Annotated in this window: 16 protein-coding genes and 3 pseudogenes; 8 read left to right on the forward strand and 11 right to left on the reverse strand. The window is 67.5% G+C overall.

Features of this window, described 5'->3' with window-relative positions; genetic code table 11:
- Positions 1 to 22: 22 nt before the first annotated feature.
- The 3 genes and pseudogenes from repC to repA form a co-directional block, all read right to left on the reverse strand.
- Complete coding sequence (repC, locus tag ACZ1HC_RS15945; RefSeq protein WP_472700953.1) at positions 23 to 1126, reverse strand: plasmid replication protein RepC; 1104 nt, start codon at positions 1124 to 1126, stop codon at positions 23 to 25.
- Between the two features lie 177 nt (positions 1127 to 1303).
- Positions 1304 to 2110 (reverse strand): plasmid partitioning protein RepB, encoded by an 807-nt coding sequence (gene repB / locus ACZ1HC_RS15950; RefSeq protein ID WP_472700985.1) that lies wholly within the window; start codon positions 2108 to 2110, stop codon positions 1304 to 1306.
- Positions 2111 to 2218: 108 nt separating this feature from the next.
- Positions 2219 to 3391 (reverse strand): annotated as a pseudogene (gene repA, locus ACZ1HC_RS15955) (plasmid partitioning protein RepA); the annotation flags it as partial.
- 195 nt (positions 3392 to 3586) lie between these two features.
- Between repA and ACZ1HC_RS15960 the strand changes: the two are divergent.
- Both ACZ1HC_RS15960 and ACZ1HC_RS15965 read left to right on the forward strand, forming a co-directional pair.
- On the forward strand, positions 3587 to 3826 hold the full coding sequence (locus tag ACZ1HC_RS15960; protein ID WP_472700954.1) for an AbrB/MazE/SpoVT family DNA-binding domain-containing protein: 240 nt from the start codon (positions 3587 to 3589) through the stop codon (positions 3824 to 3826).
- Entirely contained in the window at positions 3823 to 4230 is a 408-nt protein-coding gene (locus tag ACZ1HC_RS15965; RefSeq protein ID WP_472700955.1) for a type II toxin-antitoxin system VapC family toxin, read from the forward strand. Before ACZ1HC_RS15960 ends, ACZ1HC_RS15965 begins: the two co-directional genes overlap by 4 nt.
- A 25-nt stretch (positions 4231 to 4255) precedes the next feature.
- Here ACZ1HC_RS15965 and ACZ1HC_RS15970 read toward each other — a convergent pair whose 3' ends face one another.
- From ACZ1HC_RS15970 to ACZ1HC_RS15980, 3 genes are all read right to left on the reverse strand, one after another.
- Positions 4256 to 7435, reverse strand: a complete 3180-nt coding sequence (locus ACZ1HC_RS15970) for a DEAD/DEAH box helicase (protein ID WP_472700956.1) — start codon at positions 7433 to 7435, stop codon at positions 4256 to 4258.
- 50 nt (positions 7436 to 7485) lie between these two features.
- Entirely contained in the window at positions 7486 to 8889 is a 1404-nt protein-coding gene (locus tag ACZ1HC_RS15975; RefSeq protein ID WP_472700957.1) for a DUF2254 domain-containing protein, read from the reverse strand.
- 252 nt (positions 8890 to 9141) lie between these two features.
- Positions 9142 to 10059, reverse strand: a complete 918-nt coding sequence (locus tag ACZ1HC_RS15980) for a MurR/RpiR family transcriptional regulator (RefSeq protein WP_472700958.1) — start codon at positions 10057 to 10059, stop codon at positions 9142 to 9144.
- A gap of 59 nt (positions 10060 to 10118) precedes the next feature.
- On the opposite strand from ACZ1HC_RS15980, the gene ACZ1HC_RS15985 reads away from it, so the two are divergent.
- The 5 genes from ACZ1HC_RS15985 to ACZ1HC_RS16005 are packed head-to-tail and all read left to right on the forward strand — an operon-like array spanning position 10119 to position 14245.
- A complete protein-coding gene (locus tag ACZ1HC_RS15985) occupies positions 10119 to 10892 on the forward strand; it encodes a transporter substrate-binding domain-containing protein (RefSeq protein WP_472700959.1) in 774 nt (257 codons plus the stop codon).
- Between the two features lie 49 nt (positions 10893 to 10941).
- Positions 10942 to 11631, forward strand: a complete 690-nt coding sequence (locus ACZ1HC_RS15990; RefSeq protein ID WP_472700960.1) for an ABC transporter permease — start codon at positions 10942 to 10944, stop codon at positions 11629 to 11631.
- Positions 11628 to 12365 carry an ABC transporter permease gene (locus tag ACZ1HC_RS15995; RefSeq protein ID WP_472700961.1) on the forward strand — a complete coding sequence of 246 codons (738 nt, stop codon included), beginning with the start codon at positions 11628 to 11630 and terminating at the stop codon, positions 12363 to 12365. The genes ACZ1HC_RS15990 and ACZ1HC_RS15995 overlap by 4 nt, the downstream gene beginning before the upstream one ends.
- Entirely contained in the window at positions 12358 to 13470 is a 1113-nt protein-coding gene (locus ACZ1HC_RS16000; RefSeq protein WP_472700962.1) for a succinylglutamate desuccinylase/aspartoacylase family protein, read from the forward strand. Before ACZ1HC_RS15995 ends, ACZ1HC_RS16000 begins: the two co-directional genes overlap by 8 nt.
- A 10-nt stretch (positions 13471 to 13480) precedes the next feature.
- Positions 13481 to 14245, forward strand: a complete 765-nt coding sequence (locus ACZ1HC_RS16005; RefSeq protein ID WP_472700963.1) for an ABC transporter ATP-binding protein — start codon at positions 13481 to 13483, stop codon at positions 14243 to 14245.
- A 34-nt stretch (positions 14246 to 14279) separates the two neighbouring features.
- Here the strand turns inward: ACZ1HC_RS16005 and ACZ1HC_RS16010 are convergent, their stop codons facing one another.
- A complete protein-coding gene (locus ACZ1HC_RS16010) occupies positions 14280 to 15338 on the reverse strand; it encodes an ornithine cyclodeaminase (protein WP_472700964.1) in 1059 nt (352 codons plus the stop codon).
- A 504-nt stretch (positions 15339 to 15842) separates the two neighbouring features.
- Between ACZ1HC_RS16010 and ACZ1HC_RS16015 the strand changes: the two genes are divergently transcribed.
- A complete protein-coding gene (locus ACZ1HC_RS16015) occupies positions 15843 to 16280 on the forward strand; it encodes an Lrp/AsnC family transcriptional regulator (RefSeq protein WP_472700965.1) in 438 nt (145 codons plus the stop codon).
- A gap of 91 nt (positions 16281 to 16371) precedes the next feature.
- Here the strand turns inward: ACZ1HC_RS16015 and ACZ1HC_RS16020 are convergent.
- The 4 genes and pseudogenes from ACZ1HC_RS16020 to pelG form a co-directional block, all read right to left on the reverse strand.
- Positions 16372 to 17570 (reverse strand): annotated as a pseudogene (locus tag ACZ1HC_RS16020) (IS256 family transposase).
- Positions 17571 to 17717: 147 nt separating this feature from the next.
- Positions 17718 to 18070, reverse strand: a pseudogene (locus tag ACZ1HC_RS16025) (transposase); the annotation flags it as partial.
- A gap of 689 nt (positions 18071 to 18759) precedes the next feature.
- Positions 18760 to 20430, reverse strand: a complete 1671-nt coding sequence (locus tag ACZ1HC_RS16030) for an MJ1477/TM1410 family putative glycoside hydrolase (protein ID WP_472700966.1) — start codon at positions 20428 to 20430, stop codon at positions 18760 to 18762.
- A gap of 247 nt (positions 20431 to 20677) precedes the next feature.
- A complete protein-coding gene (pelG, locus tag ACZ1HC_RS16035; protein ID WP_472700967.1) occupies positions 20678 to 22060 on the reverse strand; it encodes an exopolysaccharide Pel transporter PelG in 1383 nt (460 codons plus the stop codon).
- Between the last annotated feature and the right edge of the window lie 42 nt (positions 22061 to 22102).

The following is a 22102-nucleotide window of genomic DNA, read 5'->3' on the forward strand; positions in this document are numbered from 1 at the left end:
GCCAGGGGGAAGTTGACAGCCGTCAACTTTGCGCCCTGCCCGGCTGCAACGCGGCCAGCATGGGCCCGACGCGGAAGTTGTCTGTCTGCGCCAGACGGCGCAGATAGGCCCCGGGTCTTCGGATACGGTCGAACTTCTGCAGGATGCAGCTGAGCGTGACGGCAGCCACGGTTCCCCCCAAGCGTTGCTTTGCAAAGGCCCAGGTCTCGGACGTTATCCCCAGCATCGGCCTGACAAACTCCGCCAGCCGGTGCAGATCCCGCCAACTGCTGACTGGCGTGGTCGCATAGCTTCCTATCTCTGGCACGGCCGCCATCACCGTCTCCAGCACCAGGTGGTCTTCGCCTTCATGGCCCGGTTCAGAATCAGGATCATCAGAATCTGCATTCTGTAGGTGCCGCTCATTTTGGCTGTCATTGGCGCTCATTCGCACTGTCTGCCGATGATCGGGGGCGGATGGGCCGATCAGCAGGCGCAGTTTCGTCTCAAGCTGCGACAGCGTGGCCAGATCCAGCTTCCGCCGCATCAGGCGCTGCGCCTCGGTGCAGCACAGGGCCGCCTCCGGCCCAAGGTCGGCCGTCTGAAGACGGGCCAGCAGGTCCCGCAGCAGCAGGGAAATGGTCTGGCGGAGCCGTCGTGTCAGCCGTGCTGTCTCGCGCGCGGCCTGGGCGGCGCCGGCGATCTCCTCGGCCTGATGCAGCAGGGGGGACAGATCAAAGCCGAACACCTGATCGATCCTGCCGGTGCCGTCCCGCGTGGCATAGCGCTTGCCGTTGGGGCTGTCGCAGCGCGCGATCATTCCCGCCTTCACCAGCGAGGCGATGTGGCGCCGCAAGGTGCTTTCGGGCATCCCGTGCAGCCGCGCAGCAAGAGAGGCGTTGGACGGAAAGACCGTCAGCGCGCCGTCGCTCAGGCTGCGGTAGGGGTGGAAGGACAGAAGGGCCGACAGGACCGCCAGGTTGCGGTCCGTCAGGCCGAAGGCCTCGCGACCCTCGCTCAGGGCCTTCAGCAAGGCCCATTTGTCGATGTCCGGCCTGCCGGGTGCGTCGTGCGGGGTTCCGTGAGGCGCCGCGCGGCGCGCGGCATCAGCCCCCGGCCCCTTGGGGGTCGAGAAGACTTGCATCATCGTGATGTCACAAGGCAAAGGAAATGCCCGCGCCGGGAACCGACGGTGTTGACAGCTGTCAACCAATGCCGCTATCTTCGAGGTGCTAGATCGAGAGAACGGCCCTTTGGGATGTCATGTCCTGGGGGCTTTTCTTTTACCGGCTTGTGCCTCCTTGCTGGTGGGTTGCGGTTGTCGTCAGGACCGGCGCTGCAGCCAGTCCTGGTGAACCTCGGCGATATGGTCGATCAGCCAGTCGGCGAAATCCTGGCCCTCGCGATCCAGTTCGATCACCGTGCGCTGCGGGCCGCGACGGGCGCGGCCCAGCGAAAGGCCGTCCGCAGCGACCAGCGTCCGGCCGTCGGGGCGAGGGGACGGTGCGGCAAGTCCCGCCAGAACGGCCGCGAAACGCGTGTCCGAATCGGCACCTTGGGCCATCGACACGAGATCCTCGACCGGGCGATCCTTGGCCTTCTGCGCCAGGGACAGCCAACGGTCCCGCCCGGCCGAGGGCGCGGCGCCGATCGCCCGGATCAGCTGGTCGGGCAGCGCCTCGATCACCGTCAGCATCCGGGAAATCACGGTCTTGTCGATCGACAGCGCATCGCAGACCAGCTTGCGGTCATAGCCGGCGGCGACCATCTGCCGCGCGAAGTTGGCTTTTTCGATGAAGCTCAGATCCTTGCGGGCCGAGTTCTCCTGCCCCTGGGCCACCACCAGCTCCCGGTCGTTCAGGCTGCGGACCATGGCCTTGACCGGCATCTTCAGCTGCCGCAGCGCCGCAACGCGGCGGCGCCCGAAGACGATGTCGTAGCGGCCTTCGGCCTGCGGGGAATGGCGCAGAAGCACGGGCACCTGCTGGCCGTATTCCCTGATCGAGACCATCAGCGCCTCGATCCCGGCGGGATCGTCGTCCAGCCGGTCCTCGATGCCCGCGTCGTCGATCATCTCGGGGGGCACCTCGATGATGGCGCGGTTCTTCAATTCGCTGATGGATTTCGACACCGCCCCGATCGCCCCGCGGTCCGACCGGGGCAGGGGGGCCGGCCCTCGTCGGGGGCAGGGGGCGTCATCAGGTTCTTCAGCAGGTCCTTGCGTGCCATCATCCCCCCTGCGGCCCCAGGCCGCCTGAATCAGCCCCTCGATCTCTCCGTTGACGGCATTGAGGCTTTCGATCGCGCGCTCGTAGGTGGCGCGGGTGAACTGCGATTTCTCGACCTCGTAGAGCGTCTGCTTGGTGATCCCCGCATCCGAGATCGCGGTCGATTTCAAAACCGGATGGTTCAGAACGTGATCGCCGAACATCGAGCGCATGAAGCTGACCATCTGGTTCTGCGGGCCGTCGCCGGGCTCGTAGCGGGTGACGACATAGCGCATCCAGTCGTAGTCCATGTTGCCGCCCGCGTCGGCCACCACCCCCAGCAGGTTCGACGTCATCAGCAGAAACTGGCACATCGACATGACGTCCAGCATCTGCGGGTGGACGGTGACAAGGATGGCTGTGGCCGCCGACAGCGCCGACATCGTCAGGAAGCCCAGTTGCGGCGGGCAGTCGATCACGACGATGTCGTAATCGGCCTCGACATCGGCCAGAACGTCGCCGATGCGGGTGAAGAAATAGTTTCCCGACCGTTCGCGCAGCGCCATCGGCGTCGCGTGTTCGAACTCCATCAGGTCCAGGTTGCCCGGGATCAGGTCCAGGTTCGTGAAGTAGGTCTTCTGGATCACCTCGCGCAGCGGCACCGGATCGTCGTAGCGGATCGAATCGTAGATCGTGCCGCCGTCCGGCAGGTCGAGTTCCGGCTGCACGCCGTGCAGCGCCGACAGGCTGGCCTGCGGATCAAGGTCGATGGCCAGCACCCGATAGCCGTCCAGAGCCAGCTTCTGCGCCAGATGCGCGGCGGTCGTCGTCTTGCCCGAGCCGCCCTTGAAGTTGATGACGGTGATGACCTGAAGGTGGTCCCCAGCCCGTCGGCCGGGAAGATAGGTTCCGGGCGACTTTGCCCCCTTTTCAAGCAGTTCGCGCAGCGCCTGGATGTCAGCCGGGGTATAGTACCGGCGCCCGCCCGCGCGGGTTTCGGGCGAGGGGCCCTTGCCTTCAAGGTCCAGCTTGCGCAGATAGGCGTCCTTGACCCCCAGCAGATCCGCCACCTCACCCGAGGTGAACTTGCGCAGCTCCCGCTTGGCATCGGGCGGAAAAAGCTGCTCGCGATGGGCATGAAGCCGTTCGGACAAGGCTGCCGCATGGGCGCCCACCAGCTTGTCGATCCGCGTCTTGGGCTGCATCATGCCCATGCTGCCGTCCTTCCTGGTCCTGACGGCGGGCTTCTGTTACGCTTAAAGCCGTCTTATTCAGTTTGTTGCGTAATTTATCCAGTTGTTTTCGATTCGGACAAGGCGATTCTTCATTGTGGTCGCCCATTGCACTGTCGCCGGCGACATGGTAATACTGCGGGTATTACCTGCCGCAAAGGATGAACCATGCGCATCACCACCAAGGGCCAGGTCACCATTCCCCAAAGCGTGCGGGACTTCGCCGGGCTGCGGCCGGGGGACGAGGTGGACTTCGTGATCGGCGACGATGGCGTGGTCCGCGTCCTGCCGGCGGGGCAGGGGGTCCGCCAGAAGGCCAGCCGTCTTCAATCGGTCATCGACGGCCTGCGCGGCAGCGCCGACACCGGCCTGTCCACGGACGAGATCATGGCGCTGACCCGCGAATGACGCCGGTCCTGGTCGATGCCAATGTCCTGATCGACATCTCGACCGAGGACGGCGACTGGGGGAAATGGTCGGCCGATGCGCTGATGCGCGCAGGCCAGGATGCCCGGCTGGTCATCAACCCGCTGATCTATGCCGAACTGTCCGTGGCGCATGGCCGGATCGAAACGCTCGAGACGCTGCTTCCCCAGGACGTCTTTCACCGCGAGGCCCTGCCATGGCCCGCGGCCTTCCTGGCGGGAAAGGCCTTCCTGGCCTATCGCCGTCGCGGCGGTGCGCGCCGCTCTCCGCTGCCGGATTTCTACATCGGCGCCCATGCGGCCATTCGCGGCTATCGGTTGCTGACCCGCGACCGCGGCCGCTATACCACCTATTTCCCGTCGCTCGAGGTGATCGCGCCCGCCTGACCCTGGCCGCCGCCCGCCCGGCGCGTCAGGCCAGCCGTTCGAGAAGGTCGGCGGCCACGTCCAGCCGATCCTCGGGGCCCTGGTGGCGCAGCGTCAACTGCCCGTCCTCGACCGCCAGCCCGTCCGGTCGGGCGGTGGGGGGCAGGCGGTCGGCCATGTCCACCTCGCTGCGGAACCGCAGGGCCACGCCTTCGGGGCCCAGGCTCAGGGTCTCGATCCCCAGCCGGGCGCCAAGCGCGCGCAGCCCGGCCGCGCGCAGCAGCGTTTCCACCGGCTCGGGCACGGGGCCGAAGCGGTCGGCGATCTCCTCGGCCAGGCGCGCCACTTCCTCGGCGTCCGAGGCGCGCGCGATCCGGTGATACAGGTCGATGCGGTTTTCGGGTTCGGGGACGTAGTCGGCGGGAATGTAGCCCGGTTCGCCCGGAATCTGCGGCGGCGGGGGAAGCTCGGCCTCGCCGCGCGCCCGGCGCAGGGCCTGCGCCAGCATGTGCTGGTAAAGGCCCAGACCCACCCGCTGCACATGCCCGGCCTGCCGGTCCCCCAGCAGGTCGCCCGCGCCGCGCCGGTCCAGGTCGGCGGCGCTCACGGCCATGCCCGCGCCCAGCCGGTCCATGGCCTGCAGCGTCCCCAGCCGCTTTCGCGCATCCTCGGACAGATCCTCACCTTCCGGGGTCAGAAGATGGCAGTAGGCCTGCACCGGGCCGCGCCCGACCCGTCCGCGCAACTGGTGCAGCTGCGCCAGCCCGAACAGCGCCGGGCGCAGGATCACCATGGTGTTGGCCCGCGCCACGTCCAGACCGCTTTCGATGATGGCGGTCGCCAGCAGGACATCCCCGTCGCCCGCCGCGAAGGCGACCATCGCCTCGTCGATCTCGCGCGCCGACAGGCCGCCATGCGCCATGTGCAGCCGCAGGCCCGGAAGCAGGCGTTCCAGGCGTTCGGCCACGGGGGCGATGTCCTCGACGCGGGGGACGACGACGAAGCTTTGGCCGCCGCGACGGTGTTCGCGCAGCAGGGCCTGGCGCAACGTGGCGTCGCCATCGTCGGCCAGCAGCGTGCGGACCGGGCGGCGGCGGGCCGGGGGCGTGTGCAGGACGCTCAGATCCTGCAGCCCCACCAGGGCGGCCTGCAGGGTGCGCGGGATGGGGGTCGCGCTCATCGACAGGACGTGCAGGCCGCGGCCCAGGGCGCGCAGGCTTTCCTTGTGGGCGGCGCCGAAACGCTGTTCCTCGTCGATCACCAGAAGGCCAAGGTCGGCAAAGCCGACGCCCTTGCCCAGCAGCGCATGGGTTCCGACGGCAATCCGGATGGATCCGTCGGCCAGCCCGGCACGGACGGCGGCGGCGGGCTTGCCGGTGACCAGCCGGGACAGGTGGCCGACGCTGATCCCGAAGGGCTCGAAGCGGCGGCGGAAGGTCTCGAAATGCTGCCGCGCCAGGACGGTGGTGGGGGCGCAGACCGCCACCTGCCGTCCGCTCAGCGCCGCCGCGGCGGCCGCGCGCAGGGCGATCTCGGTCTTGCCGAAGCCCACGTCGCCGATCACCAGCCGGTCCATCGGCCGGCCCGAGGCCATGTCGGCCAGCACCGCGCGCACCGCCGCCGCCTGGTCCGGGGTGGGCTGGAACGGAAAGCGGCCGACGAAGCGTTCATAGTCGCGCGACGGCGGCACCAGTTCGGGCGCCTGCGCCGAAGCGCGCGCCCGGGCAAGCGCCACCAGACGATCGGCCAGCCTCGCCAGGGCTTCGGCCGTGGCCTCGCGTCGCCTGGGCCAGGCGGTCCCGCGCAGCCGATCCAGGGCAACCCCCGCCTCGGCCGTGCCATAGCGCCAGATCCGGCCCGCATCATGGGTCGGCACCATCAGGCGTTCGTCGCGCGCGAAGCTCAGGCGGATGGCCTCGCGGCCGGGATCGGCGGGGTCCAGAGGCTCCAGCCCCTCCAGCCGGGCCAGACCGTGATCCTCGTGGATGACAAGATCGCCCAGTTCCAGCCCCGTCGAGGGCAGCGCCTGCAGCGCCGCCTGCCGGCTGCCCGACAGGGCGCGGCTTCCCAGCAGATCCTGGGCGGTAATGACGGCCACGCCGTCGGCAAGGGCGCCTTCCGCAAGATCGGCCAGCAACAGGGCGCGATCCTCGCCTTGCGCCTCGGGCCAGCCCTCGACGCGGGCGGGCGGCCGGCCATCCGCCTGCGCCACCATGCGCGCGACACGGCTGCCTTCCCGCTCGGAGCCCGCGACAAAGACCACCCGGTGCCCCGCCACGGCCTCGCTGCCCAGAAACTGCGCCAGCCGCGCCCGCGGCCGGGCGGCGGCGGCAAAGGCGGGAACCGGCTTCCAGTCCCCGACCGGCAGCGCCGTGATCCGCGGCGCCAGCTCCGCCCAGTCCGAGGGCCCCAGATACAGGGCCTCGGCCGGCAGGGGATGGGCGCCGTCGGCCTCGGCCTCGGCCCGCGCCTCTTGCAGGCGGGCCAGCCGCCCTTCGGCCAGGGCCAGGGTGGCCGGCAGCGCCAGGATCCGCGCGTCCGCCATGTGGTCGGGCAGGGTCGTCAGGCTTGGCCACGCCTTCGGCAGGCGATGTTCGGCCCCGCGCGGCCAGGCTTCGTCCGAGGGGGGCAGTTCGGTCACCGGCGGAATGTCCAGCCGGTCGATCTCGCCGGTGGATCGCTGCGTGACGGGATCGAAACGGCGCAGCGCCGTCACGACCCCGTCCGACAGTTCGATCCGGCAGGGCAGGGCGTCGCCGCCCGCGAAGATCTCGATCGTGCCGCCGCGGATGGCGATCTCGCCGGGCTCGTCGATGCGGTCGTCCGCGGCATAGCTGGCGCTGCGGGCAAAGGCCTCCAGCACGGCGGTGTCCAAGGGATCGCCCGGCCGCACGCACAGGCTGCGCATGGCATCCCGCGGCGGCAGGCGCTGCAGCAGCACCGAGAGCGGCGCCACCAGGATGTCGCCCGGGCGGGCCTCTTGCAGCCGGAGCAGGACCGCCATGCGCCGGCCCATCGCATCGGCCGTGGGCGAGGCGCCGTCGAAGGGCAGGCAGTCCCAGGGCGGCAGGAACAGGACGCGGCGGCCGGGCAGCGCGCCGGCAAGGAAGGCGGCAAGGGCCTCGGCGGTGCGTTCGTCGCGGGCCACGTGCAGGATCCGCTCGGCCGGCCCGATCTCGCGCAGCAGGGCCAGGGCCTCGACGGCAGGGGGTAGGGGGTCGGACATTTGCACCTCTGATCGCCGCTTCGGTCAGGCGATCTGCCCGCGTCGCCGGATCAATTCCGCGGCCCCGGTCCCGGTTCCGGGGGATGCGCTTCGTCGCGGCCATCCCCGGTCGCGCACGGGCCGGAGTCCAGTTCCTGCAAGGCAAGCCGCCCCTGCTGTTCGACATTCTCCAGATCGGCGGTGTTTGGAACGTCGCGCCTTGCATCCTCGAGAACCGCCTGGACCTGATCGCGCAGGGCCGACCGCTGTTCCTCGGTGCGCGAGCAGCAGGCCAGGGCGGCAAGCGCCTTCAGCAGATGCATCAGGATGATCGGCTTGCCGGACCCGTTCTGGCGGATCTGACTGAACGAGGCGTTGAGCAGCGTCCCGTAGGTGGGAACGGGGCAGATGACGCGCACCTGGCCCCGGTCGTCGCGGAACACTCCCTGCGGGACCGCCCGGCCCATCAGTTCGGGCCATGCCGCCGACAACCGGTGAATGACCGAGACCGCCGTGTAGGGGTCGTTGATGCTGGGCGACAGCGCCCGCACGGCGATCTCGACCAGGTGGCGGATCGAGAACTCGATGTCCTGGACGGGCGTGCGGTGGGCGCCGAGGCTGATCGATCCGGCGATGGCCCTGGTCAGGTCCGGGTCGGCGCGTTCGGCGGGATGGATGCCGAAGGCCCGGCCGTTCGGGATGGCGAAGTCGCCGGCGCGCAGGAAAAGGCCGACCACGACATCGGCCGCCTGCGCGGCCTCGACGATCCGGCCGAACTCGATCGCCTGGACATAGCCGGATGCCTCCACCCCCGACAGGGCGGCGCGGTCTGCGAAATCCTCGGGCAGCGCCGGTTCGGGGTCAAGACCCTGGGACAGGGGCCGCAATTCCCGCACCCCTTGGTCCAGTTCCTTGCCGACCGCCTCGATCAGCGTCTCGGACATGATCGAGACCGCCAGGTCGTGGATGAAGACCACCAGCAGCGCGACGCTGAACAGCGCCAGCCCGATCGCCACGCTGACCGAGAGATAGGCGTTGGACCCGCCCCCGTCGTCAGGGCCGACCGAGGCCAGCAGCAGCAGGCAGTAGATGATCGTCAGCACGAAGGTGCCCAGGACGAACTGCGTGCGCAGGCTGGCCATGAAGTTGCGGATCAGCCGCGGCCCGAACTGCCCGGCGGCAAGCGTCAGCACCACCATCGTGATCGAGAAGACAAGGCTTGCCATCGTGATCATCGAGGTCAGCACGGTCGCCAGCAGCTCTCGGGCCTGGTCGGCGCCACTGACATAGATCAGCCGGGGGAAACTTTCGTCCGGCCCTTGCCCCAGCCGGTCGTCCAGGGCCAGGGCCCCCGCCGTCAGGCCAAGCGCAAGAAGCCCCATGAGGGCGGAAAGAAACCACAGGCTGGTGCGAACCGAATCCCACAGCGCCCGCAAGGCGTTGCCCCTGGAAAGCCGGCCCCTGGCCTCGTTCATGTGCATCCATCTCCTTCAAGGCGGGGCTTTGGGTCAGGGGACCGCGGCGTTCCGCCCGCAGGTTCTGCCGCAGCCCGCCCGTGCCGCCAGGGAAGAACCGCCAGACCCCGCCTCTGTTCCCCTGGGGATGCGCGTGGCGATGGCCAACGCCCCACCGGCCCGTCCCCGCAGGTCCAGGCTCAGCCGGCGCTTGCGCGGGATGCAGGGCCCGGGACCAGCACCCGAAGACCGGTCGCGGGATCGGGACCGACCCTATCCCTGGTCGGACAGATAGGCGGCCATGCTGGCGGCCAGCCGTTTCGCGCGTTCGACATGGGCCGGATCCGACATCAGGAACTGCGACACAAGCGCCTCGATGACGGCCAGGCCCGGCAGGCAGGACGACGGCAGGACCGGATGCTGGGCGGGGGCGACCAGAAGCTGGTCGCAGATCTGGGCCAGGGGCGCAGCGGGGGAATCGGTCAGGGCGATAAGCCGGGCGCCCGTCGCGCGGGCCATGCGCGCCAGCTGGACCACGTCGCTGGAATAGCGCGGAAACGAGATCGCCACGACCACGTCGTCCTGCTCCGCCGCCATCACGCGGCCTGCCGCGACCTCGGTGCCACCGTATTGCACCACGTTCAGGATGCCGTCCCGATACGGTTCAAGCCCAAGCGCCAGGATCGCCGCCAGATGCGCGGACAGGCCGAACCCCATGATCCAGACGTGCCGCGCCTGCTGCAGCATCTCGGACGCCTGGCGCAGGGCGGCGGCGGTTTCGCGGTCCGACAGTGCCTCGAGATGCGCCGAGGCGGCCGAAAGCGAGGCATCCGCCGGCGAGGAGGCGCCCGCAGCCTCGGCCAGACGGTTCTCCAGCTTCGTGACCGGGGCAATCAGCGCGTGGACGCGGTCGGCCAGATCGGCGCGGAACGCCCCGTAGCTGTCGATTCCCAGGTCCCGGACATACCGGCTGATGGTGCTGGCCGAGATCCCCGACAGGCGCGACACATCCTCGATTCCATGGGTCGCGATGAAGACGGGATCGCGCAGGATCAGGTCGGACAGGGCGCGCTGCGATTTCGAGCCGGTGCGAAGACGGGCCACAACCTGTTGGCCAAGCTGGCTTTCCGCGAAACGGCGGGCAGCGCCCGCGCTCCAGCCGGAAATTTCTGTTGACGGATCCATTTTCATTTTTCAATCATATGAAAGAAAAACAATCACGACAATCCGTCCCGACAGGAGCTTCCATCATGCGCACGATCCTTGCCGCGCTGTCCCTTGTGGGCCTTGCCCTGCCCGCCGTCGCCCAGGACCAGATCCGCATCGGCGTCGAAGGCAATTATCCGCCCTTCAGCCAGGTGTCCCCCGACGGCACCCTGACCGGCTTCGACATTGACATCGCCAATGCCGTCTGCGCGCAAATGCAGGCGGACTGCACGCTGGTGCAGCAGGAATGGGACGGGATGATCCCGGCCCTGGCGGCTAACAAGTTCGACATGATCGTGGCCTCGATGACGATCACCGACGAACGGAAGAAGGTAGTCGATTTTTCCGATCCCTATTACGACGTTCCCTCGCGCTTCATCGCCGCCGAGGGCGCCTTCGAAGGCTACAGCCCCGAGGAACTGGCTGGCAAGACGATCATCGTGCTGCGCAACAGTCCCCGCGCGCAGTATCTGGAAGCCACCTATCCCGACAGCCGCATCCTGGCGGTCGACCGGGAACCGGCGGTCTGTCTGGAGCTGGCGGCCGGGCGCGGCGACATCGCCTTCGGCTCCTCGGTCGTCTCGGCCGAGGCCTTCCTCAAGCAGCCCGAGGGCGAGGGGTTCGTCCAGGTGGGCGAGACGCTGACCCTGACCGACAGCGTGGACGGAGGCGTGGGCATCGCCATGCGCAAGGGCGACGAGGCGCTGCGGACCCGCGTGAACGAGGCCCTGGCGGCGATCATGGAAGACGGCAGCTATGCCGCGATGGCCGCGCGGTACTTCGACTTCGACATCACCCCGCCCCACGCCCGCCAGTGACCTGCCGCGCCCCCGGTGCGCGGGGGCGCCCGATCCAAGGGGAAAGACCATGTTTCACGGCTATCTGCCGATGATCCTGGACGGGTTGCGGGTGACGCTGTCGGTGGCGGTCGTGTCGCTGGCGGTTGCCTGCGTCTTCGGCATGGCGGGGGCAAGCGCCAAGCTGTCCCATTCGCCCGTCCTGCGCGGGCTGGCGGGGCTCTACACCACCATCATCCGCGCCCTGCCGGACCTGCTGCTGATGCTGATCGTCTTCTACGGCGGGCAGATCCTGCTGAACCGCCTGGCCGCGGCGCAAGGCTGGGGCTACCTGGATGTCAACGCCTTCGCGGCGGGCACGATCACGCTGGGCTTTGTCTATGGCGCCTACCTGACCGAGACGTTCCGGGGCGCGATCCTGGCCATCCCCCGCGGCCAGATCGAGGCCGGGCACGCGATGGGCCTGTCGCGCGGCCAGGTGATGCGCGACATCGTCATCCCGCAGATGATCCGCCATGCGATTCCCGGCTTCACCAACAACTGGCTGGTGATGCTGAAGGCGACGGCCCTGGTGTCGATCATCGGGCTGGACGACATGGTCCACCGCGCATCCCTGGCATCCGCCGCAACCCGCGAGCCCTTCACCTTCTATGCGCTGATCGGGGCGATCTATCTGGCCGTCACGACGGTCTCGGTCCTGGCGCTTGGCGCGCTGAACCGCCGCATGTCGCGCGGCATCCGGCCGGAGGCGGCCGCATGATCGACTGGACCATCGTGCGCGAGATGCTGCCCGCCTTCTGGCACGGGCTTCAGATGACGCTGCTGCTGCTGGCGACATCGGCGGTCGCTGGGCTGCTGCTGTCGGTGCCGCTGTCGGTGGCCCGCTCGGCGCGCAGCCCCTTCATCCGCTGGCCGGTCTTCGGCTTCACCTTCGTGATCCGCGGGACACCGCTTCTGGTGCAGCTGTTCATCCTTTATTACGGCCTGCCGCAGTTCGGGGTGATCCGGGACAGCGCCCTCTGGCCGCTGCTGCGCGACCCGTGGTTCTGCGCCTGGGCCGCCTTCACGCTGAACACCACCGCCTACACGACCGAGATCTTTGCCGGCGCGATCCGCACCACCCCCGCCGGAGAGATCGAGGCCGCACGGGCGATGGGCCTGACGCGCGCGCAGGTCTTCCGCGACGTGTTCTGGCCGGGCGCCTGGCGCCGCGCCCTGCCGCAATACGGCAACGAGATCATCCAGCTGATGCACGCCACCGCCCTGGCCAGCAGCGTCACCATCGTCGAGATCCTGCGCGTCGGACGCGATGTCTATACGAACTATCTCAGAATCCCCGAAAGCTTCGGCATGGCGGCGGTCTTCTATCTGGGGCTGACCCTGTGTCTGGCCGGCCTGTTTCGGCTTCTGGAACGCCATTTCCTGCGCCATCTCGACCCGCGCGCAAGCGCGACGCCGATGCCCGAACCCGTGAAAGCCTCTGCCCATGCGTGAACGCTGCTTTTCCCTGCCCGGACGCGGCCCCGGCACGCGCCACCAAGTCCTGACCCTGTCCTTCGGTGACCCCGGGGCCCGGCCGCAGGTGCATGTCCAGGGCGGGCTTCATGCCGACGAAGGACCGGGCATGATGGTGGCGCGGCTGCTGGCCGATCTGCTGGCGCAGGCGGAACGGGACGGACTGCTGCAGGGCCATGTGACGGTCGTGCCCTTCGCCAATCCGCTGGGGCTGGGGCAGGTGCTTCACGGCGATCACTCCGGGCGCTTCGATCTGTACGACGGGCGCAACTTCAACCGCGACTATCCCGACCTGACGGATGACGCCGCCGCCCGGCTGGAAGGCAGGCTCACCGACGATCCCGCGCGCAATGTGGCCCTGGTGCGGGACGCCCTGCGCGCGGCCCTGCAGGACCGCCAGCCGGTGGGCCCGGCCGAGGCGCTGCGCCATCACCTGATGGGCCTCGCGCTCGATGCCGACGTGGTGCTGGACCTGCATTGCGACGGCGAGGCCGAGATGCATCTGTACACCCAGCCTGCGGCCTGGGACCGGCTGGCGCCGCTGGCGGCCCTGACCGGCTGCCGGGCCGTGCTGCTGGCCGAGGTCTCGGGCGGCCATCCCTTCGACGAGGCCTTGTCCGGCCCCTGGGGCGCGATTGCCGCGCGTTTTCCCGGCCACCCGATCCCCCTGGGCTGCGCCAGCACCACCGTGGAACTGCGCGGGCGATCGGATGTCTGCCGCAGCCTGGGACTGCGCGACGCCCGGGCGATCCTGGATTACCTGACGCATCTGGGTGTGCTGTCGGGCAGCGTCGATCTGCCCCCCGCCGCCTGCAAGCCCACGCCCCTTGCCGGATCCGAGGCGCTGACCGCGCCCGCGCCCGGGCTGCTGTCCTATGCGGTGCCCTTGGGAAGCCGGGTGCAGGCGGGCGACATCCTGGCCGAGATCACCGACCTGGAATCCGGCCGGGTGATTCCCGTGCGCGCCAGCACCAGCGGCGTCTTCTACGCCCGCCCCGCCACTCGCATCGCCGAAGCCGGAAAGCGCCTGGGCAAGATCGCCGGCGAGCGGCCCTTCCGCGACGGCCCGCTGCTCAGCCCCTGAGGACCATGCCATGACCATGCTGAACGCTACCGACATCCGCAAAAGCTTCGGCACCCGGGAAGTGCTGCGCGGCATCAGCCTTGCTGCCCAGAAGGGCGACGTGATCTCGATGATCGGATCGTCCGGGTCCGGCAAAAGCACCTTCCTGCGCTGCCTGAACTTCCTGGAACATCCGACCCAGGGCCAGATCGCGCTTGGCGGGCAGGTGATGGCCTGCAAGCGCGACCGCAACGGCGACCAGAGGGCGGCCGACCCCGCCCACTTGCGCGCCTTCCGCGCGCGGGTGACGATGGTCTTCCAGCAGTTCAACCTGTGGTCCCACATGACCGCGCGCGACAACGTCATGCTGGGGCCGGTCCGCGTCCACGGCCTGAGCCGCGCCGAGGCGGGCGAGCGGGCCGACCACTACCTGGCCCGCGTGGGCGTGTCGCACAGGAAGGACGCCTATCCAGGCTTCCTGTCGGGGGGCGAACAGCAGCGCGTGGCCATCGCCCGCGCCCTTGCGATGGAACCCGACCTGATGCTGTTCGACGAACCGACCAGTGCGCTCGATCCCGAACTCGTGGGCGAGGTGCTGCGCGTCATGCGCAGCCTGGCCGAGGAAGGGCGCACCATGATCGTCGTCACGCACGAGATGAACTTCGCCCGCGACGTCGCCAACCGGGTGGTGTTCCTGGATCAGGGCGTCATCGCCGAACAGGGCAACCCGCAAGAGGTCCTGAGCCGCCCCCGGACCGAACGCCTGCAAGGCTTCCTGGCAGCGCAGGCGGCCTGACCGGGGGCCGCCCCGGCCAGGGGCGGCGTTGGCGTCAGGCGGCGTGGGCAGCCTCGGCCCGGCAGATCATCCCGAACAGGTCGCGCGGATCGTCGGGATCGGCGATCATGTCCAGTTCCTGGAAGAACCCGGTTCCGCGCAGGCGGCCGTGGATGTGGCGCAGGGCGCTGAAATCCTCGATCGCGAAGCCCACGCTGTCGAACAGCGTCACCTGGGCCGCGCCCGTCCGGCCCGGCGCCTTGCCTGCAATCACCTGCCACAGTTCCGTCACCGGATGATCGGGGTCCAGTTGCTGGATCTCGCCCTCGATCCGCGTCTGGGGCGGGTATTCGACAAAGATGCCGGCGCGCAGAAGGATGTCGCGGTGCAGTTCGGTCTTGCCGGGACAGTCGCCGCCCACGGCGTTGATATGCACCCCGCCGCCAACCATGTTGTCGGTCAGGATGGTGGCGTATTGCTTGTCGGCGGTGCAGGTGGTGATGATCTGCGCGCCCAGGATCGCCTCCTCGGCGCTGGTGCAGGGCACCACCCGCAGCCCGCGCCCCGCCAGGTTCGCCGCGCATTTGCGCGTGGCGGCGGGGTCGATGTCGTATAGCCGCACCTCCTCGATCCCGCAGACCGCCTTCATGGCCAGGGCCTGGAACTCGGCCTGTGCGCCGTTGCCGATCATCGCCATCACGCGGGCGTCGCGCGGCGCCAGCCATCTGGCGGCCATCGCGCTTGTGGCGGCGGTCCGCAGCGCCGTCAGGATGGTCATTTCCGACAGCATCACCGGATAGCCCGTCGCCACGTCGGCCAGCAGGCCGAAGGCCGTGACCGTCTGCAGGCCCCGTCGCATGTTGCCCGGATGGCCGTTCACATACTTGAAGCCGTAATGCTGCCCGTCCGAGGTGGGCATCAACTCGATCACGCCGATGTCGGAATGGCTGGCGACCCGGGGGGTCTTGTCGAACTGCGGCCAGCGACGGAAGTCGGCCTCGATGGCATCGGTCAGTTCGACCATCATCTGTTCGATCCCGACATGCAGGACCAGGCGCATCATGTGATCGACGCTGACGAACGGAACAAGCGCCTGACGCGAAGGCGGTGTCATGGAAATCTCCTACAGGTGAATGAACGGGTGCGGCGGCCGAAGACCGCGGGCTCATCAGGCTGCCGGTCGGTCCGGCGATCGGCCGGATGCTGGGACCGCGTCGGTTCAGGAAGGCGTTCGGCCTGACCAGGGCCCGCGAGGTCGTCAGCCCGCCATCGTGGATCAGTTCGCAGGCCGGCGCCGCGGCCAGCCGGTCCAGTGCGCGGCGTGCGCAAGGAAGGTGCGGCAGAACCTCTGGCAGCGACAGGTCGCCGCGGTTGCCCACTTCCAAGATCAGGGCCTCAAGACGCGGCCGCAGCCCCGCCCGGCGCAGGGCCGCGGATCCCCTCAGGCAGCCCGGCTGCCGCTGGCGGCTATCCACGGGCGCGCTAATAGGAATGGGTCGGGTCATGGTCATCCTGGTTCCTTTGGGGAAGGATGCTGCGCAAAAGAGGCATCGTTCAACTGGACAATCCGCAGGTTCGGCAGGCAAACTGACCGAAGTGGACAGGGAAACTTGCCGAAGTGGACGAACTTGACCAGCGACTGATCGCGGAACTGCGCCGGGACGGGCGCGCCTCGGTCCAGCATCTGGCGGATCGGCTGGGCGTGACCCGGGCGACCGTGCGGTTGCGCATGGCGCGCCTGCAGCAGAAGGGAGAGATCCTGGGCTATACCGCCGTGACCCGGGGCGATGTCTCGGACGCGCCGGTGCGCGGCCTCGTGCTGATCGGGATCGAGGGCCGCGGCGGCGACCGCATCATGGCGCGCCTGTCGGGCATGGCGCAGGTCACCGCCGTTCATTCCACAAACGGCAAGTGGGATCTGGTGGTCGAGATCTCGACGCAATCCCTGGCCGAACTGGACGAGGCCCTGCGCCGGATCCGCAGCCTGGAAGGGGTTGTCACCTCCGAGACGAACCTGCTTCTGGCCTCGCGGCGCGCATCCTCGCGGTGGAACTGACCCGTCCGCGCAAGTCCTGCCCGCCTCCGGTCAAGATAGTGCCCCAGGGCATGGTGTATGAGCGCCGACCCCCGGAAAGATTAGGGTTCGATCAGGATGCCACGGCGGGCAGCCTGACGTTGGGATTGTCGGTGACGCGGGCGAGCGTTTCAAGGCTCATATAGCGCCGGGCGACGGTCCACTCGTCGTTTGTCTCGAGCATCAGCGCGCCGACGAGACGAATGACTGCATCATCGTTCGGAAAGATGCCGATCACGTCAGCGCGTCGCTTCACCTCGCGGTTCACCCGTTCCAGTGGATTTGTGCTGGCGATCTGAGCCCAGTGTTCGCGGGGGAAGGACATGTAGGCCAGCACGTCGTCACGGGAGGCGTCCATCAGGGCGCCCAGCTTCGACTGCTTCTCACGCAACGCATCCGCGACGATATCCCACTGCTTTTCCGCCTCGGCCTTGGTTTGCCTCGAGCGAAGATCGTCTTCAGCATCGCCGCCATGGCGGTGCGGCTCTTGGCTGGAGCATGGGCCAAGGCGTTGCGCATCCAATGAACCCGGCATCTCTGGTGGGTTGCGTTGAAGACCCGGCGCGCGGCGGCCCGCAGACCCTTGTGGTCGTCGGCGATTACCAGCTTCACGCCGCGCAAACCGCGGTCGGCTAAGGAGCGCAGGAACTTCATCCAGAACGCCTCGGCCTCAGAGAGGCCAGTCGCGACCCCCAGCACCTCGCGCTTGCCATCCTCGTTCACGGCGACAGCGATTATCACGGCATGGCTGACAATCCGCCCGCCTTCGCGCACCTTCAGGTAGGTCGCGTCGAGCCACAGGTAGGGCCAAGCGCCCTCCAACGGACGGCTCAGGAACGCATTCACCCGCTCGTCGATCTCGGCGCAGAGGCGGCTGACCTGGCTTTTGGACATGCCGCCTGCGCCCATGGCCTTGACCAGGTCGTCGACCGAGCGGGTTGAGACACCGTGAACATAGGCTTCCTGGATCACCGCCACCAAGGCCTTCTCGGCTGTGCGGCGCGGTTCCAGAAAGCTGGGAAAGTAGCTGCCCTTCCGGAGCTTCGGGATCTCCAGCGTGATCCGCCCGGCACGGGTGTCCCAATCGCGGTCACGGTATCCGTTGCGCTGAACCTCCCGCAGGGGCGTTCGCGCCCCCTTGGCAGCCCCTGTCCGCGCCTCAACTTCGGCTTCCATGATCCGCTCGGCCGCAAAGGCCAGCATCTCGCGCACGAGATCGCCATCAGCCTGCTTCTCAACCAGCTCGATTAGCGCCATTCTGTCATTGGTCATCGTCGTCTCCATTCCAGGTTTCAGGTCTTGCAACCCAAACCTACTCCGAAGATCGGCGATGACCGCCAGCGTTACCTACGGCCGCGCGCTGCGCTACGCCAAAGGCTCCGCGCGCGGCCTCCTACACCACCACATGGGACACAGCCCCAGGTCGTCGACCGAGCGGGTTGAGACACCGTGAACATAGGCTTCCTGGATCACCGCCACCAAGGCCTTCTCGGCTGTGCGGCGCGGTTCCAGAAAGCTGGGAAAGTAGCTGCCCTTCCGGAGCTTCGGGATCTCCAGCGTGATCCGCCCGGCACGGGTGTCCCAATCGCGGTCACGGTATCCGTTGCGCTGAACCTCCCGCAGGGGCGTTCGCGCCCCTTGGCAGCCCCTGTCCGCGCCTCAACTTCGGCTTCCATGATCCGCTCGGCCGCAAAGGCCAGCATCTCGCGCACGAGATCGCCATCAGCCTGCTTCTCAACCAGCTCGATTAGCGCCATTCTGTCATTGGTCATCGTCGTCTCCATTCCAGGTTTCAGGTCTTGCAACCCAAACCTACTCCGAAGATCGGCGATGACCGCCAGCGTTACCTACGGCCGCGCGCTGCGCTACGCCAAAGGCTCCGCGCGCGGCCTCCTACACCACCACATGGGACACAGCCCCGGTCAACGGCACCACGACAGGAAATACAATTTTCAGTAATCCGACGAAACGACCGTTTGTCTGCGTTTACAAATACCGTTGTCGGGGATCGATGCTCTTTCAGAAACGCGCAGGGATGCAGATACCACGCCAGGGCGCCCTGCCAACACAGGGTTTCAGCAGCGCCAGGCCGGTGAGACGCATCTTTTCAGCCGCAGAATTGGCCTTGCACGACGCTCTGCAAGCCACGTCGATAAACACGGTTTACCGGCTGCAAATCGATGATGTCCGCAGCGGCTTCTGATCCGCATTATCAGACAATTGTGCGGCTGTAGCGGGGGAAGGCCACAGCCCAAGTAGACGGCGAACGGCTGGCTTTCGGCAGCCTGTAAGGCCGGTTGGAGTTGACCCTGCAGGGACCAGTCATCGCAGCCTAAAGGCGGGCTGCCATGCCCGCCCCGCAAGACATCAACCTGGAAGGAAGGTTCTTCGGGCCGAAGGGTCGCAGTCGCCATCTGCCTGTCCGGGCAGTCAGAAAAGATCGCTCATCGATCAAGGGGGATCACCCCAAGACGTCATCGAAGCTCAGCATTCTCAGGCCGTTGAGGAGGATCTCGAGGTCGGGCTGCGCGTCACCGGTAACATCGCCCATGACCAGGACGCCACGTCCGGGAACAGCCGACCACCAGACGGAATGGGCTGCAGGTGCGTTGCCTGACCACCGAAAGGACTCGTTGTCCTGAAGTGTCGAGGTAACCGCATCGACCGCGCGAAGATCCAGATCGTCCACGCCCGGGGTGAAATTGACGACGACGTCGCGGTTCCTGCCTGCCCGGCTGTCCAGCGGCGACGCGAAGACGAAGACATCGCCGGCTTGATCCACGCCGCCGTCCAGGACATCCCTTCCCCTGCCTCCTTCAAGACTGTCCTGGCCCGCCCCGCCCCTGAGGATGTTCGCGGCCGCGTTCCCGGTGAGACGGTTGTTCAGCGCGTTGCCGGTGCCGTTGACCGCCGCATCTCCCGCCAGGGCAAGGTTCTCGAGGTTCTTACCCAACGTGTAGCTGAAGCCCGTCACGACCTTGTCGATGCCTTGACGGGCCGCCTCGATGATCGTGTCGGCGCGATCGATGAAGTAGCTGTCGTTGCCCCGCCCTCCGTTCAGACGGTCAGCCCCCAGACCGCCGCGTAGGATGTCGTTGCCCGTTCCTGCTGCCAGAACATCGTTGCCCGGGCCGCCCGCCAGCATATCGTGGCCGGGGCCGCCGCGGAGGCGGTCGGGGCCGGCTCGTCCCTCGATCCTGTCATTCCCCGCCAGCCCGTCGATCACGTCATCCAGGGGCGACCCTCGAAGAACATCCGCGCGGTCGGTCGGGCGGTGATAGGCGCGGGTGCCGTCGTGAGGAGGCGCCATCCGATCGAGATCGCGGTCGGGGGCCGCATAGGGGACAAACCCGTCCTGGATGGCTCGCTGGTGGAAGTTCGCGATCAGCTTCGGATCGCTGAGATAGTCGACGACAAACACCGGCTTGCCGTTCTGCAGGAAGTCCCTTTGCAGCGTCGCGATCTGCGCGCGATCCGGGCGGAACGGATTGTTCTCGTCGTTGCTGCCGCCGGTGTACAGATCCTCGACGGCGATGCCGCCGATCGCATCCAGATAAGCCCGCCGGCGTCCGGGATCGGATCCAAGGTCGTCAAGGATGAAGGCCCCGTTCTGGGGGATGACGAAGAAATGCGGATTGACCTCGCGCGCATGGGCGGTCAGCGCGACAACGAAATCCACCATCCGCTGAGCGGCCTGCCTGTCGTTCGCCGGGTCGCCGGGAGCCCTGTCTCCTTGGGCTGCCTCGGTTCCCCAGAAGTGATAGGCGTCCACGATGTCAAGATAGGCCGCATCGAAGCCTGCCCGAACGATGGCGTCGATCTCGCCCGTTCCGTCGTTGTTGAAGAGAATCCTCTGCCAGTCGGCATCCCAGTACCGCACCTTGCGGGATTCCGGCCATTCCGGGTTGACCGGACCCAGCCAGTCCGGCGCCTGGCCGGTCAACCTGCCCGGGGCCTTGCCGCTTGCCGTCCAGCCGTCCTGCCAATAGTCGCGGTAATCAGACGCCTCACCGATGGAGAGATAGGAGGCAACGACCGAAGGCCCGCCCATCCCGTCCTTCATGCGCACGATCTCGGCGCGAGAGAAGCGGCCGGCATCCGTGCCGTCGCGCGACGGATCGATGACCAGCAAAGACGCTAACTAGCCACCAGAGCGATTGCCCGAGCTTCAACCGCTGGCTTCATGTTAATGACGGTGTGCATCCCTGTCATCGTCTTTAGCAGGACGGTCTCCTGGTTTCCGGCAGCCCGTTAAGATTCATTAACAAATTTATTTTGATTTTGGGGACAGGAGGTAGTTTCAGGTGTCAAAGGCTTTTACATTCAACCTTTCCGCATAAGTTATTCGGGTTCTGCAACCGCAGGAACAAGAAGTGAGTCTAATTCTGCGGGGTCATGAAGGCCTTTGGGTAAAGGGAATCGTTTTCCCCCAAAAACAGATCGTAGTCGAATGAATCGAGGGCGTGATAGGCTGCATATACCGCCGCGCCCGCGCCCAGCAGCGAACTTGCCAGAAAGGCATAGGCCGACATCCCGATGGTCGCATGAAGGCCCAGGCTGATGGCAAGGTTGAGCAGCAGGAAGACCCCCTGGATGACCGCGAAGTGCCGGATGCGGTTGGTCACCAGAAGAAGGGCGCAGCACAGGAACATGACGGAATGAAGAAACACGCCGATCAGACCGACGCGCAGCATCAGGAACTGCCCGAAGCTGAAATCCAGCCACTTCGCCAGCAGCGGCGACATCAGGACGACACCGATCGTGACCGCCCCCTGGACGAAGGCGATGGTGAAGACGCCCGACCAGGCGACGCTCTCCAGTTCCTCCAGGCGCTCGCGGATCAACCCGTAGGTCGCGCGCGCCTCGATCGCCGACCTGAAGCGGTCGATGATGGCGACCAGATCGCCGTGGTGGAAGACCAGCAGCGCGGCATAGGTGGGGATGACCGAAAGATGCGCCAGGAACATCACGCTGTCATAGCCACTGGAATGCAGGAAGCCTGCCGCTGATCGCGCGCCTTCGGAGCCAAGCCAGAACACCCACTTGTCGATCCATACCCCGCAGATGGCAAACAGCACGCCGATGCACAGAACGGCGCTGCCGCGCAACTGCGCCAGCTGATCCGTGAAGGTGCGCACCAAGCTGTAATAGCTGCAGGGGAACATCATCTGGATGTGGCGGATCGACAGGGCGACGCAAAGCGCCACGCCGGCGGCGAAGGACCAGATCAGCACCTCGGTCGTGGGGGCGTGGACCGCCGCCAGAAGGGCGCAGGCGACCGACAGGATCATGCCGCCCGTGAAGGCTGCGATGAGGAAGCCGTGCGAGCGGACTGCGGCCAGAACCGCGAAGCTGGTCCAGAGCAGGGCGGCCGCCGCGGTCAGAAAGACGAAGCCGGCCGCGATGCCCGCAGGTCCGATGCCCAGGATCAGGCAGACCGCGATGGCGATGACCTGCGCCGCCACGCCCGACAAGGCGGCAGCAGAAAGGAACATCTCGGCAATGGTGTCGGTCCGCCCGGCATCCACCGCGGCCGAGATCGCGCGCGCCGCGACCGAGCCGACCGGCCCGGCAACCAGAGGAGCGATGCAGAACGCATAGACCACCGTCAGGCGCAAATCCTCGATCGCGGCGTAGCCCATCACGGGCGTCATCGTGACCGAGATGATCGCCAGGGCCGCCACCGCCACCAGCCAGGGGCCGGCGGCCAGCACGGTCGCGGCGCCGAACGTTCGGACCGACGCCAGAAGCGGGTCTTTCATCACCCATTCCGCTTCGGCGGCGGCGGCACCGAGTTGCTCGTG

It is taken from the genome of Paracoccus sp. BR5-17, assembly GCF_055693925.1.